Source organism: Paraburkholderia strydomiana, from assembly GCF_046030495.1.
In the GTDB taxonomy this organism is placed as follows: domain Bacteria; phylum Pseudomonadota; class Gammaproteobacteria; order Burkholderiales; family Burkholderiaceae; genus Paraburkholderia; species Paraburkholderia strydomiana_A.
This window is the reverse complement of the sequence record NZ_JAQQCJ010000009.1, coordinates 122,033-141,586: the sequence shown is the minus strand read 5'-3', so window position 1 is coordinate 141,586 and position 19,554 is coordinate 122,033. Positions and strand designations below refer to the sequence as shown.

The 19,554-nt window shown below is 63.6% G+C and carries 18 protein-coding genes; 7 read left to right on the top strand and 11 right to left on the bottom strand.

The genetic code is table 11. From position 1 onward, the window contains the following. Positions 1-216: 216 nt before the first annotated feature. The 5 genes from PQQ53_RS14360 to PQQ53_RS14340 all read right to left on the bottom strand — a co-directional run bounded on the left by PQQ53_RS14360 (position 217) and on the right by PQQ53_RS14340 (position 5,311). Positions 217-1,374, bottom strand: a complete 1,158-nt coding sequence (locus PQQ53_RS14360; RefSeq protein ID WP_408324555.1) for a porin — start codon at positions 1,372-1,374, stop codon at positions 217-219. 588 nt (positions 1,375-1,962) lie between these two features. Further along, positions 1,963-2,742 (bottom strand): ABC transporter ATP-binding protein, encoded by a 780-nt coding sequence (locus PQQ53_RS14355; RefSeq protein ID WP_408324554.1) that lies wholly within the window; start codon positions 2,740-2,742, stop codon positions 1,963-1,965. Positions 2,743-2,790: 48 nt separating this feature from the next. Further along, positions 2,791-3,504, bottom strand: coding sequence for an ABC transporter permease (locus PQQ53_RS14350; RefSeq protein ID WP_121316851.1), 714 nt, complete (start codon positions 3,502-3,504; stop codon positions 2,791-2,793). Beyond that, positions 3,501-4,190, bottom strand: coding sequence for an ABC transporter permease (locus tag PQQ53_RS14345; protein WP_408141619.1), 690 nt, complete (start codon positions 4,188-4,190; stop codon positions 3,501-3,503). Before PQQ53_RS14345 ends, PQQ53_RS14350 begins: the two co-directional genes overlap by 4 nt. A 344-nt stretch (positions 4,191-4,534) precedes the next feature. Next, positions 4,535-5,311: an ABC transporter substrate-binding protein gene (locus tag PQQ53_RS14340; RefSeq protein ID WP_408324553.1), complete on the bottom strand. Its 777-nt coding sequence runs from the start codon at positions 5,309-5,311 to the stop codon at positions 4,535-4,537. 717 nt (positions 5,312-6,028) lie between these two features. Here PQQ53_RS14340 and PQQ53_RS14335 point away from each other — a divergent pair. Beyond that, complete coding sequence (locus PQQ53_RS14335; protein WP_408141621.1) at positions 6,029-6,736, top strand: pirin family protein; 708 nt, start codon at positions 6,029-6,031, stop codon at positions 6,734-6,736. Positions 6,737-6,942: 206 nt separating this feature from the next. Here the strand turns inward: PQQ53_RS14335 and PQQ53_RS14330 are convergent, their stop codons facing one another. Further along, positions 6,943-7,479: a Spy/CpxP family protein refolding chaperone gene (locus tag PQQ53_RS14330; RefSeq protein ID WP_408152854.1), complete on the bottom strand. Its 537-nt coding sequence runs from the start codon at positions 7,477-7,479 to the stop codon at positions 6,943-6,945. Positions 7,480-7,698: 219 nt separating this feature from the next. Between PQQ53_RS14330 and PQQ53_RS14325 the strand changes: the two genes are divergently transcribed. Then, entirely contained in the window at positions 7,699-8,424 is a 726-nt protein-coding gene (locus PQQ53_RS14325; RefSeq protein ID WP_408141623.1) for a response regulator, read from the top strand. Beyond that, entirely contained in the window at positions 8,408-9,724 is a 1,317-nt protein-coding gene (locus PQQ53_RS14320) for an ATP-binding protein (protein ID WP_408141624.1), read from the top strand. The genes PQQ53_RS14325 and PQQ53_RS14320 overlap by 17 nt, the downstream gene beginning before the upstream one ends. 110 nt (positions 9,725-9,834) lie before the next feature. Here PQQ53_RS14320 and PQQ53_RS14315 read toward each other — a convergent pair whose 3' ends face one another. After that, positions 9,835-10,101, bottom strand: a complete 267-nt coding sequence (locus PQQ53_RS14315) for a hypothetical protein (protein ID WP_168665067.1) — start codon at positions 10,099-10,101, stop codon at positions 9,835-9,837. 167 nt (positions 10,102-10,268) lie between these two features. After that, a complete protein-coding gene (locus PQQ53_RS14310; RefSeq protein WP_408141625.1) occupies positions 10,269-11,960 on the bottom strand; it encodes a sensor domain-containing diguanylate cyclase in 1,692 nt (563 codons plus the stop codon). Between the two features lie 721 nt (positions 11,961-12,681). Here PQQ53_RS14310 and PQQ53_RS14305 point away from each other — a divergent pair. Both PQQ53_RS14305 and PQQ53_RS14300 read left to right on the top strand, forming a co-directional pair. After that, positions 12,682-14,433 carry an ABC transporter permease gene (locus tag PQQ53_RS14305; RefSeq protein WP_408141626.1) on the top strand — a complete coding sequence of 584 codons (1,752 nt, stop codon included), beginning with the start codon at positions 12,682-12,684 and terminating at the stop codon, positions 14,431-14,433. Positions 14,434-14,452: 19 nt separating this feature from the next. Then, positions 14,453-15,799, top strand: coding sequence for an ABC transporter ATP-binding protein (locus PQQ53_RS14300; RefSeq protein WP_408152853.1), 1,347 nt, complete (start codon positions 14,453-14,455; stop codon positions 15,797-15,799). A 76-nt stretch (positions 15,800-15,875) separates the two neighbouring features. Here the strand turns inward: PQQ53_RS14300 and PQQ53_RS14295 are convergent, their stop codons facing one another. From PQQ53_RS14295 to PQQ53_RS14285, 3 genes are all read right to left on the bottom strand, one after another. Continuing rightward, complete coding sequence (locus PQQ53_RS14295) at positions 15,876-16,445, bottom strand: hypothetical protein (protein WP_408141628.1); 570 nt, start codon at positions 16,443-16,445, stop codon at positions 15,876-15,878. Next, positions 16,442-17,020 (bottom strand): hypothetical protein, encoded by a 579-nt coding sequence (locus PQQ53_RS14290; protein WP_168665059.1) that lies wholly within the window; start codon positions 17,018-17,020, stop codon positions 16,442-16,444. Before PQQ53_RS14290 ends, PQQ53_RS14295 begins: the two co-directional genes overlap by 4 nt. A gap of 386 nt (positions 17,021-17,406) precedes the next feature. After that, positions 17,407-18,465 (bottom strand): sigma-54 interaction domain-containing protein, encoded by a 1,059-nt coding sequence (locus PQQ53_RS14285; RefSeq protein WP_408324552.1) that lies wholly within the window; start codon positions 18,463-18,465, stop codon positions 17,407-17,409. A 340-nt stretch (positions 18,466-18,805) separates the two neighbouring features. Here PQQ53_RS14285 and PQQ53_RS14280 point away from each other — a divergent pair, with 340 nt between their 5' ends. Together PQQ53_RS14280 and PQQ53_RS14275 are read left to right on the top strand one after the other, a co-directional pair. Further along, positions 18,806-19,123: an ElaB/YgaM/YqjD family protein gene (locus PQQ53_RS14280; protein WP_408141631.1), complete on the top strand. Its 318-nt coding sequence runs from the start codon at positions 18,806-18,808 to the stop codon at positions 19,121-19,123. A 52-nt stretch (positions 19,124-19,175) separates the two neighbouring features. Continuing rightward, the gene (locus PQQ53_RS14275; protein WP_408141632.1) at positions 19,176-19,439 is read left to right on the top strand and encodes a hypothetical protein; all 264 of its coding nucleotides are present in this window, start codon (positions 19,176-19,178) and stop codon (positions 19,437-19,439) included. The last annotated feature ends 115 nt before the right edge of the window (positions 19,440-19,554 follow it).

Below are 19,554 nucleotides of genomic sequence, written 5' to 3'. Positions count from 1 at the left end.
CAACGTAGCAAACGCTGGTCTTGCCCTCTCTGATCCACGCACGCACCGAGCCGGTGCGTCTGGACCACGGCAAAACCGCGCGCACAAATAAAAAACGGTGCAATACCCTTGCGGATATTGCACCGATACGCGCCTCTCGCAGCAGCGTGAAAAAGATTCTCTTGAAGAACTCTTGAACGCGCCCCGCAGGAAATTCCTTCGGGGCGCTTCGTTCGCTTAGAACGAGTGTTGAATACCTGCGTACACGCCGGATTGCGCGCGACCTTGCAGCGGGTTGTCCGTCGAAGCGGCGTAACCTGCGTTGTTCGCGTTCAGACCAAAGTTGGCCGCACGGCTGTTCTGCACCGTTGCCACCTGCAGATCCAGCAGCGTGCGCTTGGACAGGTTGTACGAGCCGCCGACCGTGTAGATCGTCGCATTGCCTGCGCCATTGTTGCCGTTCACGTGGTAGACCGCTGCAATCAGCGCTGCAGCCGGCGTTGCTTGCCACGTCACACCGCCCCATTCATGATCGAGCGTGGTCGGCTGGCCCGGCAGCACGCCGGTTGCACCTGCCGAACGGACAGCCTGGTAAGCCGCCTGAATCTTGAACTGGCCGAGGAAAACGTTCACGAGCGCCGAGTATTCACGCGATGCCGCGAACACGCCGTTATTCGTATTAGCCGTATTGATGCCATTGTTGGCGACTGCGCCGCCCCACAGACCGCCGTTGGTCGGGTTGCGGATTTCGTCGTAAATACCGCGGATCTGGAACAGCGAGTTCGTGTACGTGACTTGTGCGCCGGCTTCGCGACCTTGTGCGGTCGTGCCGTTGCCGTTCCAGCCCGTTGCGTTCGACAGAGCGTATTGACCGTAGAAGTCAAAGCCTGCGATCTTCGGCGACTGGTACGCGAAGTTGTTGCTCGATTGCGGCCAGTTGCGGCCACGCACCAGCGATGCCGACGACCAGTTCGATTGACCGAACGGGTCGAAGTCCCACACGCCGTTCGAGATGAAGAGCATGCGGCCCATCGTGAACGTACCGTACTGGTCGTTCGACAAACCGATCGTTGCCCAACGATTGAAGAGACCGCCGCCGCCAGGACCCGCGCCCGTCATCGTGTTGAACGAGCCTTCCAATTGGAACAGGACCTTGTTGCCGCCACCGATGTCCTCAACGCCCTTCAAGCCCCACAGGCTGGTACCCCAGTCGCCGCTTTCAGCTTTCCAGCGGTTCGTGTTGCCATTGGCCGCGCCATTGGCGTTGGCACCGGTCGGAACACCCGACATGTATTCGATGCCCGCATCAAGGCGGCCATACAGCGTGACGCTGCTTTGAGCGTGAGCGACAACCCCGGCCGACATCAGCGCAGCGGCGAGCAAAGCTTTCTTCATCTTCTCCTCCATACCCTGTCAAAAAATGAAACCCAGTACTGCGAATGGTGTTCGGACACGAGCCGTGCCGAACAGAAATCGGTGGTACCAGGGAGATTAGCGGGTGGATTGGGTCTCCTGCCGTGACGTGTAGCCTTCGGGCTATCTGCTCGTCATGCCGATCCCTCGCCGACCGGTTCTCCTCTGTGCTTTGAAGTGAAACTACTTTTAATCAACTTTGTTTTGCTACTTTGGTTACTAATTTATCAAAAATACCCTGGAGTGGGAGAAGAAATTAGTACCGGCATTTGGTGGTGTCTCCAAATTGCAATAAGAATGTGTGCAATGACTCGTTGCAGCGGCCTGGAAAAGCGTGCAAACCCTTATCTGGTAAGGGAATCACGGTTCGGCGGGGGCAAGATTAAGGATTGCCACTATTGACGCTTTCAAAGTGGCAGAGTAGGGCGGTCTGGCGAGGAGGGAGGCCCGCGCGAAGCGGGTTTCGCGGCCCTTGCGGCAAAAATGCGCGGAGATAAGTAAAAAAGGCGCTCGTAAGCGCCTTGTAATGTCAATGCGGTTAAAGCCCAAATATCGGGCTTCGAGTGGTCATTATTTGAGACTTCCGGAAAGGAACTGTTTGAGCCGTTCGCTTTTCGTGTTTTTGAATACCTCGTCGGGGTGGCCTTCTTCTTCGACGCGGCCCTGATGCAGAAACATCACGTGATTCGACACGTTGCGCGCGAATCCCATCTCATGCGTGACGACGATCATCGTGCGGCCTTCTTCGGCGAGCTTCTGCATGACCTTCAGCACTTCGCCGACCAGTTCGGGGTCGAGTGCCGAGGTCGGTTCGTCGAAGAGCATGACGTCGGGATGCATCGCCAGTGCGCGCGCAATCGCGACACGCTGCTGCTGGCCGCCCGACAGATGCGAAGGATATTGCTTTTCCAGACGCGGCGCGAGGCCGACCTTCTCCAGATATTCGCGGGCGCGCTCTTCGGCTTCCTTGCGCTTTAACCCCAGCACGTTGACCGGCGCCTCGATGATGTTCTCGAGCACGTTCATGTGCGACCACAGGTTGAAGTGCTGGAACACCATCGACAGCTTGGTGCGTACGCGCTGCAGCTGCTTCGGGTCCGACACGCGCAGCGCGCCGGCCTTGCCGATCTGCGTGCGCACTTCCTCGCCGTCGACGAAGATGCGCCCCGAGTTCGGCTGTTCGAGAAAGTTGATGCAGCGGAGCATCGTGCTCTTGCCCGAGCCGGACGAGCCGATCACGCTGATCACGTCGCCGGCGTTGGCCTTCAGCGACACGCCTTTGAGAACTTCGTTATCGCCGTACTGCTTGTGAAGCTCGTCGACGAAGAGCTTTTGCTTCTTGGTGTTCATCAGGATCCTTGACGAGCTTACTTGCCAGGGGCACGGTGGTGCCCGGTTTTACTTGCCTTGCGGCCGCAGGTAAGCGAGCCAGCGGCGCTCGGCGCGGCGGAACAGCCACACGAGCGCGAAAGAAATACATAGATAGAGCAGCGCGGCGATACCGAACGCGTTGAACGATTGATACGTCGCGGAGTTCACGTCGCGGGCGATCTTGAGGATGTCCGGCACCGTCGCGGTGAAGGCGACCGTGGTGGCGTGCAGCATCAGAATCACTTCGTTGCTGTAATAGGGCAGCGCGCGGCGCAGCGCCGACGGCAGAATCACGCGCCGGTACAGCGTGAACGACGACATCCCGTACGCGCGCGCCGCTTCGATCTCGCCATACGGCGTCGCCTTGATCGCGCCGGCGAAAATCTCGGTGGTGTACGCGCAGGTGTTCAGCGTGAAGGCGAGCAGCGTGCAATGCATGCCGTCGCGGAAGAATGCGTTGGTCAGCTCGTTATTGCGGATGATTTCGAGGCTGTACAGGCCGGTGTAGCAGAGCAGCAGCTGCACGTAGAGCGGCGTGCCGCGAAAGATATACGTGTACAGCCACACGAGGCCGGCGAGCCATTTCTTCTTCGACACCCGCGCGACCGCGAGCGGAATCGACAAACAGAAGCCCAGACCGATCGACACCACCAGCAGCCACAACGTGATCGCGAGGCCGGTGAAACGGTAGCCGTCGGTGAAGAGATAGTTGCGCCAGTATTCCTGGATGATCGCGATCATAGATCCGCCTTTCGCACGCCGGTCGAGTAGCGCTTTTCGAGGTACATCAGCACGAAGTTGGACACGGTGGTGATGGCGAGGTAGATCGCCCCTGCGAGCAAAGTGAAGAAGAAGAAGCGCAGCGTGCCCTTGCCGGCATCCTGCGAAGCCTTGACGACGTCCGCGAGACCGATGATCGACACGAGCGCGGTGGCCTTGACCATCACCTGCCAGTTATTGCCGATGCCGGGCAGCGCGAAGCGCATCATCTGCGGGAACATCACGCGCGTGAAGACCTGCCAGCTCGTCATGCCGTAGGCCGAGCCCGCTTCCAGCTGGCCGCGCGGCACCGCCAGAAACGCGCCGCGGAAGGTCTCCGTGAAGTACGCACCGTAGATGAAGCCGAGCACCGCGACGCCGGCCACGAACGGATCGATGTCGATCTGGTCCCAGCCGAGCACGTCGGTCAGGTCGTTCAGCCAGATCTGGATGCTGTAGAACAGCAGCAGCATCAGCACGAGGTCGGGCACGCCGCGCACGAGCGTCGTGTACACCGTGCCGACTCCGTAGGAGAAGCGGTTCTTCGACAGTTTCGCCGCCGCGCCGAGCAGGCCCAGCACGAAGGCGAACACCAGCGACAACACCGCCAGTTTGACGGTTTGCCAGGTGCCGTTGAGAAGCAGCGGGCCGTAGCCTTGAAGGAACATATGGGGTCCTTGACGATGCGTTTGCGACGCACCGCGAAAGACGCGGCCAGCTCTGCGCCGCGTTTGCCGCGAGCCGGATACTCGCTGTGACCTGCGGCGCACAGCGCACCGCTGTGCAAATCATGACTGCATGGACGTTGCCGGCCTTGCAGCGCGCTTGTTGGGAAACTTGTCTCGAAACTGTTTGAATCTACTGCCGACTGACTGACTTCCCGACTCTAGTACGAAGCCCCGGGAAAGCCCATGCGGGCGAGCCCCGAGTCTCGTGGATGCTGCGTGCTGCCTGTTGTGCTGCTGCCACCTGCTGCGGGCCGCTTGCGCGGCAACCGGCCCGGCGCCCCGGCTTAATGCCCCGGGTAGATGTCGAAGTCGAAGTACTGCTTTTCGAGCTTCTTGAACGTGCCGTCCTGGTGGGCCTGCGCCAGTGCCTTGTTGAACATCGCCTTCAGATTGGCGTCGCTCTTGCGCAGGCCGATGGCCGTGCCGTCGCCGATCGTCTTCGGATCCTGCACCGCCGGGCCGGCCCAGCCGAAGCCTTTGCCGCGCGGCGTCTTCAGGAAGCCGGCGTCGGCCTGGATTTCGTCCTGCAGTGCGGCGTCGAGACGGCCCGAGCCGAGATCGGCGTACACCTGATCCTGATTCTGGTAAGGCACCACGATCACGCCCTTGGGCTCCCACCAGACCTTGGCATAGGCTTCCTGGGTCGAACCCTGCTCGACGCCGACGCGCTTACCCTTCAGCGATTCGACCGTGGGCACGAGCGGCGAGCCGGCCTTGGCGATCATGCGGGCGGGGGCGTCGAACAGCTTGTCGGAGAAGTCGATCTGTTCGCGGCGCTTGTCCGTGACGGTCAGCGACGACACGATCGCGTCGAACTTGCGGGCCTTCAGTGCGGGAATGATGCCGTCGAGATCCTGTTCGACCCAGACGCACTTCACGTTCATCTTCGTGCACAGCGCGCGGGTCAGATCGACGTCGAAGCCGACGACCTCACCGCTCGGCGCCTTCGATTCGAACGGCGGGTAGCTGGCGTCCACGCCGATGCGCACGGTCTCCCACTCTTTCGCCATCGCGCCGGTGGCCATGAGCGCAAGCGCCACGCACAGTGCGAACTTCTTCATGTTTCTCCTGGATCAAACTGATCGTCGTGGGGTGACCCGGCGACCGCCGGCGCTGGGCTGGCCGTCGCTATTCTAGGCGGTCAAAATTGTTGCGCCGCGCGGGATGCTGCTGCGCTCCGGCGGGCGGCTTTTCGATGCGTCGAGGAAACCCGGCGCGGACCTGAGGCCTGCTGCGAGCGCCTCGCAGCCGACCATGCCGGGTCCGCTGGCGCACTAGGGCGCCCACGCATCTTGAAAAGCGCGGTATTTTACCCGAACAGAGGCGAGGCGTCAGGCCGGAACGCCGATGACGGTTAACTGGCCGCTGTTGGCGTTGTGCGTGCGCGACGCTGAGGCGCGGCTTCCCCGGTTGCGGTAAGCGTGCCGGTGGCGCGGCCTTTTCGCTTAAGCTGGTTTTGCGCGGGTTTGTGCGCTGCCTGGATTTGCCCCTGCGTGGATGTGGCTTTGCGTCGGTCGTGCGTCGGCTTGCGCATGGGACTCGCGCCTGGTTTGCCGGTCTGGCGTGGTTTTTGGGCTTCGTGGCTTCTCGTGGCTTCTCGTGGTCTCGCGGCGAGGGCGGCGCGTGGGCGATCGTAGTCTTAGCCCGAGCGTTTGCCGCCATGCCTGGCCTGATTGCATGGATTTATGGAACGATCCGGTGCACTCGCGCCGGATTGTTTGGAGGCCGCGCTGCCCCTACATTCTCGTCATCGCTATTTACTTACCGGGAGTATTTCCATGATCGAGATTCGCCGTTCCGAAGAACGCGGCCACGCCAACCACGGCTGGCTCGACTCGTATCACAGCTTCTCGTTTGCCGACTATCGCGACCCGCAGCACGTGCATTTCGGCCCGCTGCGCGTGATCAACGAAGACCGCATCGCCGGCGGCGAGGGCTTCGGCACGCACGGCCATCGCGACATGGAGATCGTCACGTACGTGCTCGAGGGCGCGCTTGCCCATCGCGACAGCATGGGCAACGGCTCGACCATCCGCCCCGGCGACGTGCAGCGCATGAGTGCGGGCACCGGCGTGCAGCACAGCGAGTTCAACGCATCGCAGGACGAGCCCGCGCATCTGTTGCAGATCTGGGTGATTCCGAAGCGCGCGGGCGACCAGCCCGGCTATGAGGAAAAGCGTTTCGACGCCGCCGACAAGCGCGGCCGTCTGCGTGTGGTCGCGTCGCCCGATGGCCGTGACGGCTCGGTGACGATTCACGCGGACGCATCGATCTATGCGGGTTTGATCGACGGTGCGGAATCGGCCACGTTTGCGTTGCCGAAGGGGCGTCTTGCGTACGTGCACGTGGCGCGCGGTGCGCTGACGGTGAACGGCCAGGCGCTCAAGGCGGGCGATGCCGCGAAGCTCAGCGAAACCGATACGGTGACGCTCGACAAGGGCGAAGACGCCGAAGTGTTGTTGTTTGATCTCGGTCAACTGAACTGAACTGAGCTGAACTGAACGCCTGATTGAAGGATCGTTCGACGGGTCTTCGTTGCGGTGCTAGATGACAGTGCAACGAGCCCGCCTTCGCAAAACAGAAGCCGGCAGCACCACGCAAAAACGCCACGGATGTTTTCCGTGGCGTTTCTGTTTGCATCGACAGGAACAGGACGGCCGCACCGGCCCGCCTTGCTGCTCGCTCGCGCCGCTTACTGATTCGCGGCCGGCGCCGACGCCGTGCCCTTGTGGTTCTCCCAACGCTCACGCATCTTCTCGTGGCGCGATTCCATCTTCGCGAAGCGCTGCTTCAGCGCCGTGCTGACGGTCGTTTTCTGCTGATCGTTCAAGCCGTTATAGAACTTGAGCCATGCGTCGGTGGTTTGCTGACGCAGTTGCGCATCCTTCTGCTCGACTTGCTGATGCGCGGCGGCCATCGCGTTCAGATCCAGGATCGGCTGTTGCTGCGCAGCCTTGAACTGGCTCTTGATCTGCTCATGATTGGCACGCATCGCTTCGTGGCCCTGCTTCATTGTGTCGAGCGCGGTTTGCCATTGCTTTTCCTGATCCGCGTTCAGTTTCAACTGGTCGTGCAGTTGCGTCAGCTGCTTCATGAAGTGTCCATGCCAGCCGCCGGGACCACCGTGGCCGCCAGGCGTGGCGGGTTGTGCGGCAAAGGCGGCACCCGTGCCGATGGCGAGGGCGGTGGCGGCAACGGCGAGAACGCGCGACATCTTTTTGGTGGACATATAAGGCTCCTTGTAATGGAATAGCCGACGATGCAACCGGTCATGTGGACTGCCTGCATTCGGTAAGGCACAGCGTAGAGAAGCGCGCCGATCGCTGTGTTACGTGGCTTGATGCCGCTATTACGGACCATTACGTGCGCCTTTCACGGTAACACCCGGTAACCCTTGAGGGGCATCGGTTAACGAAAACCCTTCGTGCTGAGCGTTAAACTTCATTCCATGGCTACTCAAATACTTGTTGTCGACGACGACGTCGAATTGCGCGACCTGCTGCGCGACTATCTGGCCCGCCAGGGCATCGAAGTGTCGGTGCTGCACGACGCGGGCTCGCTCGAGCGCAGGCTCGAACGCGAACGTCCCGATCTCATCGTGCTGGATCTGATGATGCCCGGTGTCGACGGACTCACGGCATTGCGCAAGCTGCGCGCGTCGGGTGACGACATTCCGGTGATCATGCTCACGGCGCGCGCGGACGACGTCGACCGGATCGTCGGCCTGGAGCTCGGCGCGGACGACTACCTCGGCAAGCCGTTCAACCCGCGCGAGTTGCTCGCGCGCGTGCAGGCGGTGCTGCGGCGGCGTCGCACGTTGCCGTCGGCGGCGGCGCCGGAGCAACGCGAGCCATTCAACTTCGGCCGCTTCACGCTCGACTTCCAGTCGCGCACGCTGCATCTGGAAGGCAAGCCGCTCACGCTGTCGGGCAGCGAGTTCGCATTGCTGAAGATCTTCGTGAATCACCCCATGCGCACGCTCACGCGCGAGCGCCTGCTCGAACTGCTGCACGGTCCGGAATACGACGGCACCGACCGCGGCATCGACGTGCAGGTGTGGCGTCTGCGCCGCATCCTCGAAACCGACCCTTCCACGCCGCGCTTCATCCAGACCGTGCGCGGACGCGGCTACGTGTTCGTGCCCGACGGCGAGCAACATGCGCCGGCCCATTGATTCGCTGTTCGGGCGGCTCGCGCTGCTAGTCGTCGCGGTGCTGTTGTTGTCGCACTTCGCGTGGTACGCGCTGATGCGGCTCGAACGCTCGCAACTGCAAACGCGCTACGCGGTCGAGGAAGCCACCTTCCTCGTCGACGCGGTGCGCCAGCACGTCGCCCGTACGCCGGATCAGCCGTTGCCCTCGCGCGTCAAACTCGTCGATCCGGCGAGCCCGGACGTGCCGCCCGACAACACGGAAATGCCGCCGCCACTGGAGCGTTTCGTCGAGGACGTGCGCGAGCGCATGCCTTCCGACACCCAGGTGCGGGTCGGCATGCCGGGCCGTCCGCCCACGCTCTGGGTGCGCGCGGCCAACGATCACAGCTGGATCGTCGTGCCGATGCAGCCATTGCGCATGCCGCGCTCGCTCGACCGTACGGTCCTGTGGCTGGTCATCATCTTTTCGTTCGCGGTGATGGCGGCGCTGTTCGCCGCCTGGGCGTTGCAACAGCCGCTGCGCTCGCTAGCCCAGGCGGTGGCGCGCTTCGGCCGCGGCCTGCCGGTGCCGCCGGTGCCGGAGCGCGGTCCGCGCGAATTGCGGCAACTGACGCACGGCTTCAACCAGATGGTTCAGGAAGTGGCGCGCACCGAGAACGACCGCGCGGTAATGCTGGCCGGCGTCGCGCACGATCTGAAAACGCCGCTCGCGCGTTTGCGGCTGCGCGCTGAAATGATGGACGAGGTGAAGATGCGCGACGGCGTGGTGCGCGACGTCGATTCGATGACGCATATCGTCGAACAGTTTCTGGTGTTCGCGCACGACGGCGCCGATCGCAGCGAAGCCGTCGAAGTGGACGCGCAGTGCGAGCGGGTCGTGCGCAGCTATCGCGCGGTGGCCGCTGGTGCGCCCAGCGTGCTGACCGAGCTGAACGCTGGGCCGGCGTTTCTGCTGCCCGCCGCCACGCTCGACCGGATCCTGTCGAACCTGCTCGACAACGCGCACGCATACGGCGCGCCGCCGATCACCGTCGCCACGGCGCGCACGGCGCAAGGCTTCACGCTGTCGGTAAGCGACAACGGCAGCGGCATCGCCGCGCAGGATCTGATCAACGCGAGCCGGCCGTTCGTGCGGCTCGACCCGGCGCGCGGCGGCAACGGCCATAGCGGACTCGGGCTCGCGATTGTCGAGCGGCTGGTGCGGCGTGCGGGCGGGGAGTGGGAGATCGGCAACCACGGCGGCCGCGGTTTGCGGGTCTTGATGAGCTTTCCGTTCGAGGTGTTGTCGCGGGTGGCTGCGGCTTCAGAAAGCGCGTGGTAATTGTCTGGTAGGTGCCAGGCGGTGCGGACGCGATGCGTCTGCACCGTGTCGATAGTCGATTTGATGAACTCCGGACGCAAGGTTCGGAGGCATGGCGATAATGCGGTGTTTTAGTCCGAGAACAGCGTGTTCAACGCATTCGCCGCGTCGCTGTCCACCGTGTTCCACGTCACCGTTTCGGCTTCGAAAATGTAGTGCGTCGTGTATTTGCCGAGACGCGCGAGAATCTCTTCCTGAATCAGCTCCGGCGCCACGGCCAGCTTGAGATACCACGCGGTAGACGACAGACGCGTCTGGAACGCGCCGTATTCAGCCAGCAGATGATCGAACGCGTCAGCATCCTGATCGCGACAGACGATGATCAAATTTCCCTTCATGCGAATCTCCCGTTAAAGCGGTAGCGTCAACCTCGATGTCAGGGTCGATCATACCTGCTTCGTGACGGAAAGCCCCGCGCTGCGCGCTTGCGCGATATCGGTTGACGCACGCATCGGCGCGCGGGAGCCGCAGGGGGAAAGGTGCGCAGAGGGCACCAGCGGGCGCTTTACCAGACGTTCGCCACCGTGCGTGCTGGCGGTGCGGTGTCGTCGGGCGGCAGCGCTTCGGTGCGGTCGCGGCCGCCCGTTTTCGCGGCATAGAGCGCGGTGTCGGCACGACTCATGAGGCGCTCGGGCAGATCGTCCGGCGAGAGTTCGGTGATGCCGATGCTCACGCTCAAGCCCACCGACGGCGGCAGCTTCGGCGAGGGCACCGCTTTCAGACGCAGGCGCAAGCGTTCCACGACGTCGCGGCCGCTGGCGAGGCCAGTGGCCGGCAGCAGAAGGCCGAACTCTTCGCCGCCGAGCCGGCCGATTGCGTCGGCGCCGCGCAGCTCGGCGCGGCAGGTGTCGACGAAATGTTCGAGCGCGCGGTCGCCGGCGGCATGGCCGAAGCGGTCGTTGATCTGCTTGAAGTGATCGAGGTCGGCGATCGCCATGCACAGCGGCTCGTTGTTCGCATGCGCGCGTTCGATCTCGTGGCGCAGCAGATCGAGGAAGTAGCGCCGCGACAGCGCGCCGGTCAGCACGTCGTGGCGCGCTTCGGCCGAGAGCAGCGTATTGGCCGCCTGCAACTGCTCGGCGAGGTCGCGCGTGGCGCGATGGTGGCGCCGCTCGCGCACATAGGACACGGTGATCACCCACGCTAGCGCGACCGTGCCGGCCAGCGTCAGAAACACCAGCAGATGGTCGCGCTTATGATTGCGCAGCAATTCCGGCCAGGCCGCGAGCGGGTCGACCAGGTGCGCGGAGAGTCCCGAATTCAGGCCGACACGGTCCTGATACAGCGCCGGCATCCGCTGCTCGCTCATGCCGAACAACTGGCCGGCGACCGCCGCGGGCACCCACGGCGCCTGCTCGCGCACCTGGGCGTCGATGCGAATCTGCATGCCGGGGAACGTTTCGCGGTGGTAGACGAGCCTGCGCTCGGCGGGGCTCATCTGCGTGACGCGCGAGTTCGGCAGCGTGTGGCCTTCGAGCTCGCTGTTGTGCGCCATGATGATGACGCCGTTGTCGTCGGCGACGAAGGTGCCCGCGTGCGCAACCCAGTGGCGCAGCCGCGCAATCCCCACTTTGGCGACGACCGCCCCGACCAGCAGCCCCTCCGCATAAACCGGCGCGGCGATGAAGATGCCCGGCTCGCCGCTCGTGCGGCCGACGCCATAGGCTTCCGAGAACGCGCCGAGCAGCGCGCTCGTCAGATAGCCGCGCATGCGCATGTCGACGCCGACGAACGAGTGCTCCGCCGCGAGCGGGTTGTCGATCGAGTTGCTCGACGCCACGCAGATGCCGTTGGCGTTCACGAGCCAGATCTGGTCGAGCCCGGAGAAACCTTGCGCGTCGTGCAGGAAGCGGCTGACCGTAGTCATTCGCGTATCTTTTAGCAGCGCGGCGCGCAGGGCGGGTTCCGCCGCCTCGCTGTTCGCGGCATAATTCTGTGATTGCACCAGGGCGCGCTGGACCACGTCCATTTCGGCCATGGTTGCGGGGATGGCGCGGGACATGGCGAGGTCGCTGGCAATTACCTCGGCCATGTTGTCGACGATCGATGCGGACATTTGCCGCTGCGCGCGCAGCGCCGCGTCCAGCTCTTGCTGTACCATCCGGTCCGCGACCATACCGGCCACGAACCAGCAAACCAGTACGATCAGCACGAAGCTGACCGGTCCGGTTACCTGGCGCAAGGTTGTCCTGTTCATCGACCCTCTGATCCGTCTGGCTGTGACATGCAACTAGCTCATTCGTGGCAGCGCGCAGGCGCTGTGTCGACCCTTAGGAAGCGGCTGCCGCGCCGCCGCCGCTGCGGCCCGGGATAAACCGCGCGCTGACAGACATGCGCGTCATGTCCTGATTTTAACCGGCATGGGGCCAGACGCCACCGTTATTGCGGGAATGCGAAGTGCATGAGCGAAGGCCGTCGGGTTCTTAACGGCACATGAGCCGGATCCTTGATGGCTGCGCGGGTCTTCTCTGGATGGTTTGTCGCGCCGGACCGGCGCTGCTGCGATGACCCGCGATGTGGTTCACGCGCCACGATCGACGGCTCGCGGCAAAGTGGCGGCGATGCCGGCCAAGGCCGGTGTGGCGGGCTCCGGTGGCGATTTATCACGATTTGCCGTGAAAGGTTGTGCCTGAAACATAGGATGGTGTAGTGTCGTGCCGTCCAAAACAAGGAAAGCTCGCCAGCCTTCGGGCGGCGCCTGCGGCGACAGGAGTCCGGCGTGATCGGGTAGTCATGGACGGGCTCGTCCATGACACGTCCGTGAACCGGCCCACGTGTCTCCAACGCTAACGATTTACCGCGCACACGCGTTTTGCCATGCATGATTTCCGCTTTCCGGACCGATCTTCAGACCGCCGCGCCGAAGCCGCGGCCTCCTTCGAGCGAACCAGTGCCTGCATCGAAGGGGAGGGCATCTGATGGATTTCAGTTTCAACCTGAAGCGCACCGCCAATGCGTCGGCATGGCGGGTGTTGCCCAATCGCTGGGACTTCGTCGCCTTTCCGCTGATCATCTGCATCATCGCGATGGCGGCGATCGGCTTTCACGAAACGCTTGCGCCGATGTCGACGCTCAAGACCCAGGCGATCTCGCTCGATCCGGCGAACCTGCCTGAGTACGCGATGCGCACCACGCTGCGCATGCTCGCGGCGATGGTCGCCTCGCTGATCTTCACGCTGGTCTACGGCACGCTCGCGGCCAAGAGCCGCCGCGCCGGCCTCGTGCTGGTGCCGATTCTGGACATCCTGCAGTCGGTGCCAGTGCTTGGCTACATTTCGTTTACGGTCACGTTCTTCCTCGCGCTGTTTCCGGGCCGCGTGCTCGGCGCCGAACTCGCGGCGATCTTCGCGATCTTCACGAGCCAGGCGTGGAACATGACGTTCAGCTTCTATCAGTCGCTGCGCACGGTGCCGCGCGATCTGGACGAAGTGTCGCGCGGTTTTCATCTGACCTCGTGGCAGCGCTTCTGGAAGCTCGAAGTGCCGTTCTCGATGCCGGGCCTCATCTGGAACATGATGATGTCGATGTCGGGCGGATGGTTCTTCGTCGTCGCCTCCGAGGCGATTACGGTCGGCAACAACACGATCACGCTGCCGGGCATCGGCGCGTTCCTGGCACAGGCGATCTCGGAGAAGAACCTGCATGCGATCGGCTGGGTGATCCTCGCGATGACGGTCGTGATCCTCGCGTACGACCAGTTCCTGTTCCGTCCGCTCGTCGCGTGGGCCGACAAGTTCCGCATGGAAACCACCAGCTCGGGCGACGCGCCGGAGTCCTGGCTGCTCGACCTGATTCGCCGCACGCGCCTGATTCACCGCCTGCTGGTGCCGGTCGGCTGGATGTTCGCGAAGGCCGCGCGGGTGCGCTTCCAGCTGCCGGCGTTCAGCGCGCCGCGCTTCCAGATTCCGCAGCGCGAGAAGAGTTCGAAGCTCGGCGACATGCTGTGGGCCGCGCTGGTGCTGGTCGTCACGGTGTACGTGGTGTACCGCGTGTTCCTCTATGTGCGCACCGGCGTGACGCTCGACGAGATGGGGCACGTGCTCGTGCTCGGGCTCATCACGCTGTTGCGCGTGGTGGTGCTGATCGCGATCGCCTCGGTGATCTGGGTGCCGGTCGGCGTGCTGATCGGCCTGCGCCCGGCGCTGGCGGAAAAGATCCAGCCGCTCGCGCAGTTCCTCGCCGCGTTCCCGGCCAACCTGCTGTTCCCGGTGTTCGTGATCGTGATCGTGCGGTTCCATCTGAATCCGGACATCTGGCTGTCGCCGCTGATCGTGCTCGGCACGCAGTGGTATATCCTTTTCAACGTGATTGCCGGTGCAAGCTCCTATCCGAACGACTACCGCGAGGCGGCCAAGAATTTCCACATCCGCGGCTGGCAGTGGTGGCGCCAGGCGATGCTGCCGGGCATCTTCCCGTACTACGTGACCGGTGCGATCACCGCGTCGGGCGGCGCGTGGAACGCGAGCATCGTGGCCGAATTCGTCCAGTGGGGCGATACGAAGGTGGCCGCTCACGGGTTGGGCGCGTACATCGCGCAGACCACCGCGGCGGGCGACTATCCGAAGATCATCGTGGGCATCGCCGTGATGTCCCTGTTCGTCACCCTGTTCAACCGCCTGCTGTGGCGTCCGATGTACGCCTACGCCGAAGCCAAGCTCCGGCTCGATTGAGATATGAAGGCATAACGCGATGCAAAATCCTAAAGCTGCTATGACCGCCGCGCCGATCCAGACGCCGCCGAAGCCGCCGCGCCTCGGCGAAGAGATCCTGCGCGTCAAGGACGTGTGCCGTGGTTTCAACAAGTCGCAGGGCGAACTGCTCGTGCTCGACGACGCGAACCTGTCGTTGCGCGAAGGTGAGATCGTCGGTTTGCTGGGCCGCTCGGGCTCGGGCAAGTCGACGCTGCTGCGTATCATCGCCGGTCTGATCGAGCCGACCGACGGCGAAGTCACCTATATGGGCAAGCCGCTCGACGGCCCCGCCAGGGGTGTCGCGATGGTGTTTCAGACTTTCGCGCTGTTCCCGTGGCTGACCGTGCTGCAAAACGTTGAGGCGGGTCTCGAAGCGCAAGGCGTCGGCGCCGCAGAGCGGCGCACGCGCGCGTTGGCCGCGATCGACCTGATCGGTCTGGACGGTTTCGAAAACGCGTATCCGCGCGAGTTGTCGGGCGGCATGCGGCAGCGCGTCGGCTTTGCGCGCGCGCTGGTGGTCGACCCCACGCTGCTGCTGATGGACGAGCCGTTCTCCGCGCTCGACGTGCTGACCGCCGAAACGCTGCGTACCGACCTGCTCGATCTGTGGACGCAAGGCCGTATGCCGATCAAGGCGGTGCTGATCGTCACGCACAACATCGAGGAAGCGGTGTTCATGTGCGACCGGATTCTGGTGCTGTCGTCGAATCCGGGGCGCGTGATCGCCGAGATCAAGGTGCCGTTCAAGCATCCGCGCAACCGGCTGGACCCGGCGTTCCGGCGTCTGGTCGACGAGATCTACGCGAAGATGACCGCGCGTCAGACCGACGAAAAAACCAGAAAGGGGCTCGAGCTGCATAGCTGGCTGCCGCATGTGTCGACCAACCTGATGGCCGGTCTGATCGAGACGCTGGCCGCAGCTCCCTACCACGGCCGCGCGGACATGCCGGAAATCGCGCGCTCGCTGCATCTGGAGGTGGATGATCTGTTCCCGGTGGCCGAAGTGCTGCAGCACCTCGGTTTCGCCGACGTGCGCGAAGGCGATATTTTCCTGACGCCGCCCGCGCGCGTGTTCTCCGAATTCGGCACGCAGGAGCGCAAGATGATGTTCGCCGAGCATCTGCTGCGGCACGTGCCGCTTGCCGCGCGGATCAAGAAGGTGTTGAACGAACGGCCGGGGCATCGCGCGCCGCGCGTGCGCTTCGAGCAGGAGCTGGAGGATTTTCTGTCGGATAGCGCGGCGGAAGAGACGCTCGACGCGGTAATCAACTGGGGCCGTTATGGCGAGATCTTCTCGTACAACGACCAGACAGAAATCTTCAGTCTGGAAGACGTGGAGTCTTGAGGCGTAGCCGGGCTGGCTAGCTAGCCGGGACAGACGGCTTAAGCGAAAAGCGGCAGGGGAGACCCGCCGCTTTTTTTTATTGCAGATTGCCCCAGCGTGCGACCGCCGGTTCGGCCGAAGCCCACTTCCAGCCTTTGTCCTGCTGGCAGGCGCTCGCCGTGAACCAGGCTTGCGGCGCGTTCGGCGCGTCGCCGTCCTTCACCGAGAACACGAACTCCTTGCACAGCGCGAGCGCCGAACCGAACGCGCGCGTCACGCGCACCTCGCCGTGACCGTTCTCGATGGGCAGCGTGTGCTTGACCGACCAGGGCCGCGTCTCGCCGACCGGCATGGCGCCCGCCAACGCGGCGATCAGGTCCTGCTGGTCCTTGTGCATGTTGCGCATGTAGCGGCCGACGACTTCGTCTGTCGCGGCCTGCACGGCGATACCGACGCCGATCGCAACGGCCGGGTTCGAGGTCACGAGGCCCGATGCAACGCCCGCCGCCGCACCGCTCGCGGCGCCGACCGATGAACATCCGCTCGTCAGCAGGCTCGCGCCGACGCAGAGCGCGCCGGCCGCGATCAGCCGCAGACGGTTGCCGGACAATCGCGCGACACGTGTGCGAGCCGCCGCGCGCGAGACGCGAAGCGAGAGTGTCTTCATTGCAGCGCGCCCCAGCGTTCGGTGGCGGGTTCGGCCGACGCCCATTTCCAGTTCTCGCCGTCACGGCAGACCGACGCGACAAAAAACGCGCTGCTCGCGGGCACGTTTTTGGTGGCGGTCTCGTCGACGGAGAAGACGATTTCCTTGCAGTCGAGCGCGCCCGTGCTGATCGCGCGGCTGACAGTAACGCGACCGTGCTGGTCGTCTTCGATCGGGAACGAGTGGGTCACGCTCCACGGCGCGACCGCGCCGACCTCGAGCGGGCCGGCCACCCGGGCGATGCTGTCCTGCGTATTCCGATGGACCACGCGCTCCGAGTACTGCACGCCGGCGCGGGCCGCGGCCACTGCGCCGAGGCCGATGCCGGTGGCGACCGCCGCGTTGCTGGTGACTTTCGTCGCGACCGCCGCGCCTGCGATACCGGCGCCTGCCACGGCGCCTTCGGAGTAAAGCGAGCTACAGCCGCTCAATGCCGACGACGCAACGAGCGCGAATGCGACAAGCGCCGTTGCACGCTGACGTGCGCATCTGGCCGTTGTTTTTGCCCTGCCCGCCCACACCCTGTTTTTTTGCATTTCCCTGTCTCTGCTCGTGCAAGTGCCATTCATTCACGCGTGAAGCGAGCACGCGAACGAACGGCACGTCGTTCCAATACGCTGCCGCATTTTGCAGGATGCGTTTTGTAATTGGCAGTGGCAAAGTGCAAGAAATTGCAAAACATGATGCGGACCAAACCGGTTTCTGTTGAAGAGAACGAAGATTTGCTTGGTAATGCGAAGCAATGCACGAAGCAATGCACGAAGCAATGCACGAAGCGATGCACGAAGCGATGCGAAGCGAGCCGTTTCGCCGGTGAATCCGCGTTATTGGGATAGGGGGGAGGTGCTCACGCGAGGGATCGCGTGAGCACCAGGCAAGCTGGTTGGTTCTGTATTGCGCAGGCGCGTGTCTTGCAAAGCGCTTACTGTTCGGCTTCTTCTTCCGCGCCTTCGTCGCCGTAGGCGCTCAGGCGGTTGTACAGCGTTTTCAGACTCACGCCGAGCGCTTTGGCCGCACGCCGCTTGTCGCCGCCGCAATACTTGAGCGTACCGAGGATGATCTGCTTTTGCGCATCGGCGAGCGGCGTACCGATCCACACGCTCATCGCGTCGCCCTGCGTGACGGCTTTTTTAACCCGCGACGCCAGATGCGGATGCGGCAGCTCGACGGTCTTCTCCGCGAGAATGAACGCGCGGTACACCGCGTTCTTCAGCTCACGCACGTTGCCGGGCCACGACCACGTGCGCAGCGTTTCGATCGACCGTTTGCTGAAGCTCTTGCTCGTGCCTTCCTGCTGATTCAGCTGCACGAGGAAGTGTTGCGCGAGCAGTTCGCGGTCGCCTTCGCGCTCGCGCAACGGCGGCGCGCGCAACGGGAACACCGCGAGCCGGTACATCAGGTCTTCGCGCAGGCCGTTTTCCTTCACGGCCACCGCGGGGTCGCGATTGGTGGCGGCGATCACGCGCACGTTGCCGCTGATCAGGTCGGTGCCGCCGACCCGGTAGAAGGTGCCCGTTTCGAGCGCGCGCAGCAGTTTGACCTGGCGCACCGGCGCCATTTCGGTGATTTCGTCGAGGAACAGCGTGCCGCCGTTCGCGTGTTCGAAGTAGCCGACGCGGCCTTGGACCGCGCCGGTGAAGCTGCCTTTTTCGTGGCCGAACAGTTCGGCTTCGATGAGTTCGTCGGGAATCGCGCCGCAGTTCACGGCGACGAAGGCGGCGTCCTTGCGGCTGCTTTGATCGTGAATCGTGCGGGCGATCAGCTCCTTGCCGGTGCCGGATTCGCCGATGATCAGCGCGGTCGCGTCGGTGCTGGCGACGCGCTCGATCTGCTCGTACAGATCCAGCATCACCGGTGACGAACCGTACAGCAGCCCGTACGATTTCAGTCCCGCGACGCCGTCCGCGACGCGCTGCTTCACCTGTGCCGAAGCATTGCCGCCGGCGGAGACGGTGGGCGAGTCCAGATCGATTGACGCCATAGACGGTCCTGTGCAAATGAGTGTGTTGTTACGGCGCGCAGGCCTTGGACGCGAGACAGACCGGTCCAGCCGATATCTCGCAGAAGTCGATTTAACCACTTCGACGCGGTTTCCGGCAATCTAAGTGACGCCGTGCGACGGACATTCACGCGCGATCGGTCGAATGTGCGTCAGGCAACGAGCAGGCCGTGATGGAAGGCCGAATTTACCGGGCACGCCGTTTGCGTCAATGGCCCGACACGCGTGCGCTTTTTTCTGCGGCGCAGACCGGCCGAGGAGTTCGAAGCTCTCGATGCCTTGGAAGCGCATACGAACGCCGAATCTAGACGAGGAGTGAATGATGACTGACACCACGCAACAACTTGCACTCGGCGGCCAGAAGATTGTCGAGGACCTGCGGGTGCTGCTGAAGGACTCGGAGGAAATGCTGCGGCTTGCCGCCAACGTCCCGGGCGAGGGCGTGGACGCGCTGCGCGACAGGCTGGGCACGCATGTGGAGACGCTGCAATCGGCGCTCGGCGATGCGCAGCAGAACGCCCAGCGGCGTTACCGGGTGGCCACCGTCAGCACGGAGCGCTACGTGCGGCACAACCCGTGGCGCGCGATCGGTATCGCGGCGGGTGTAGGCTTTCTCCTGGGCGTCCTGACCGCGCGCTGATTCGCGAGCGCGGTCCGGGCCTTATCCGCTTCACGACCACAAGGAGTTCACGATGGCACGACCAATTGGCATCTTCGGTGCATTGATGGCGCTGGGCGGCTTTCTGGCGGTCCGTTACGTGCAGAGCAAGCGCGCGGCCAAGTTCCCGTCCGCGCGGGAATTGAGCCGCTGGGAAGGCGAGGGCGGCGCCGTGGCGACGCCTGCATCCCCGGCAGGCAGCGTGACGACGGCAAGTGCGAGCCCGGACGCGCCCGCAGCGAATGGCTCGGCGCATGCGAACGGAGATGGCCGGGCGTGGCCGTTTCCGCGTAGTTGAGGCGGTGGCTGCCGCGTGCCGCCCGCCAACTCACGTGAGGGAGGCGCGCTCGGTCAACATTGTTAATTTGTTTGAATAAGGCCGTATAATAGGCAAATATACAACAATGCTGCGG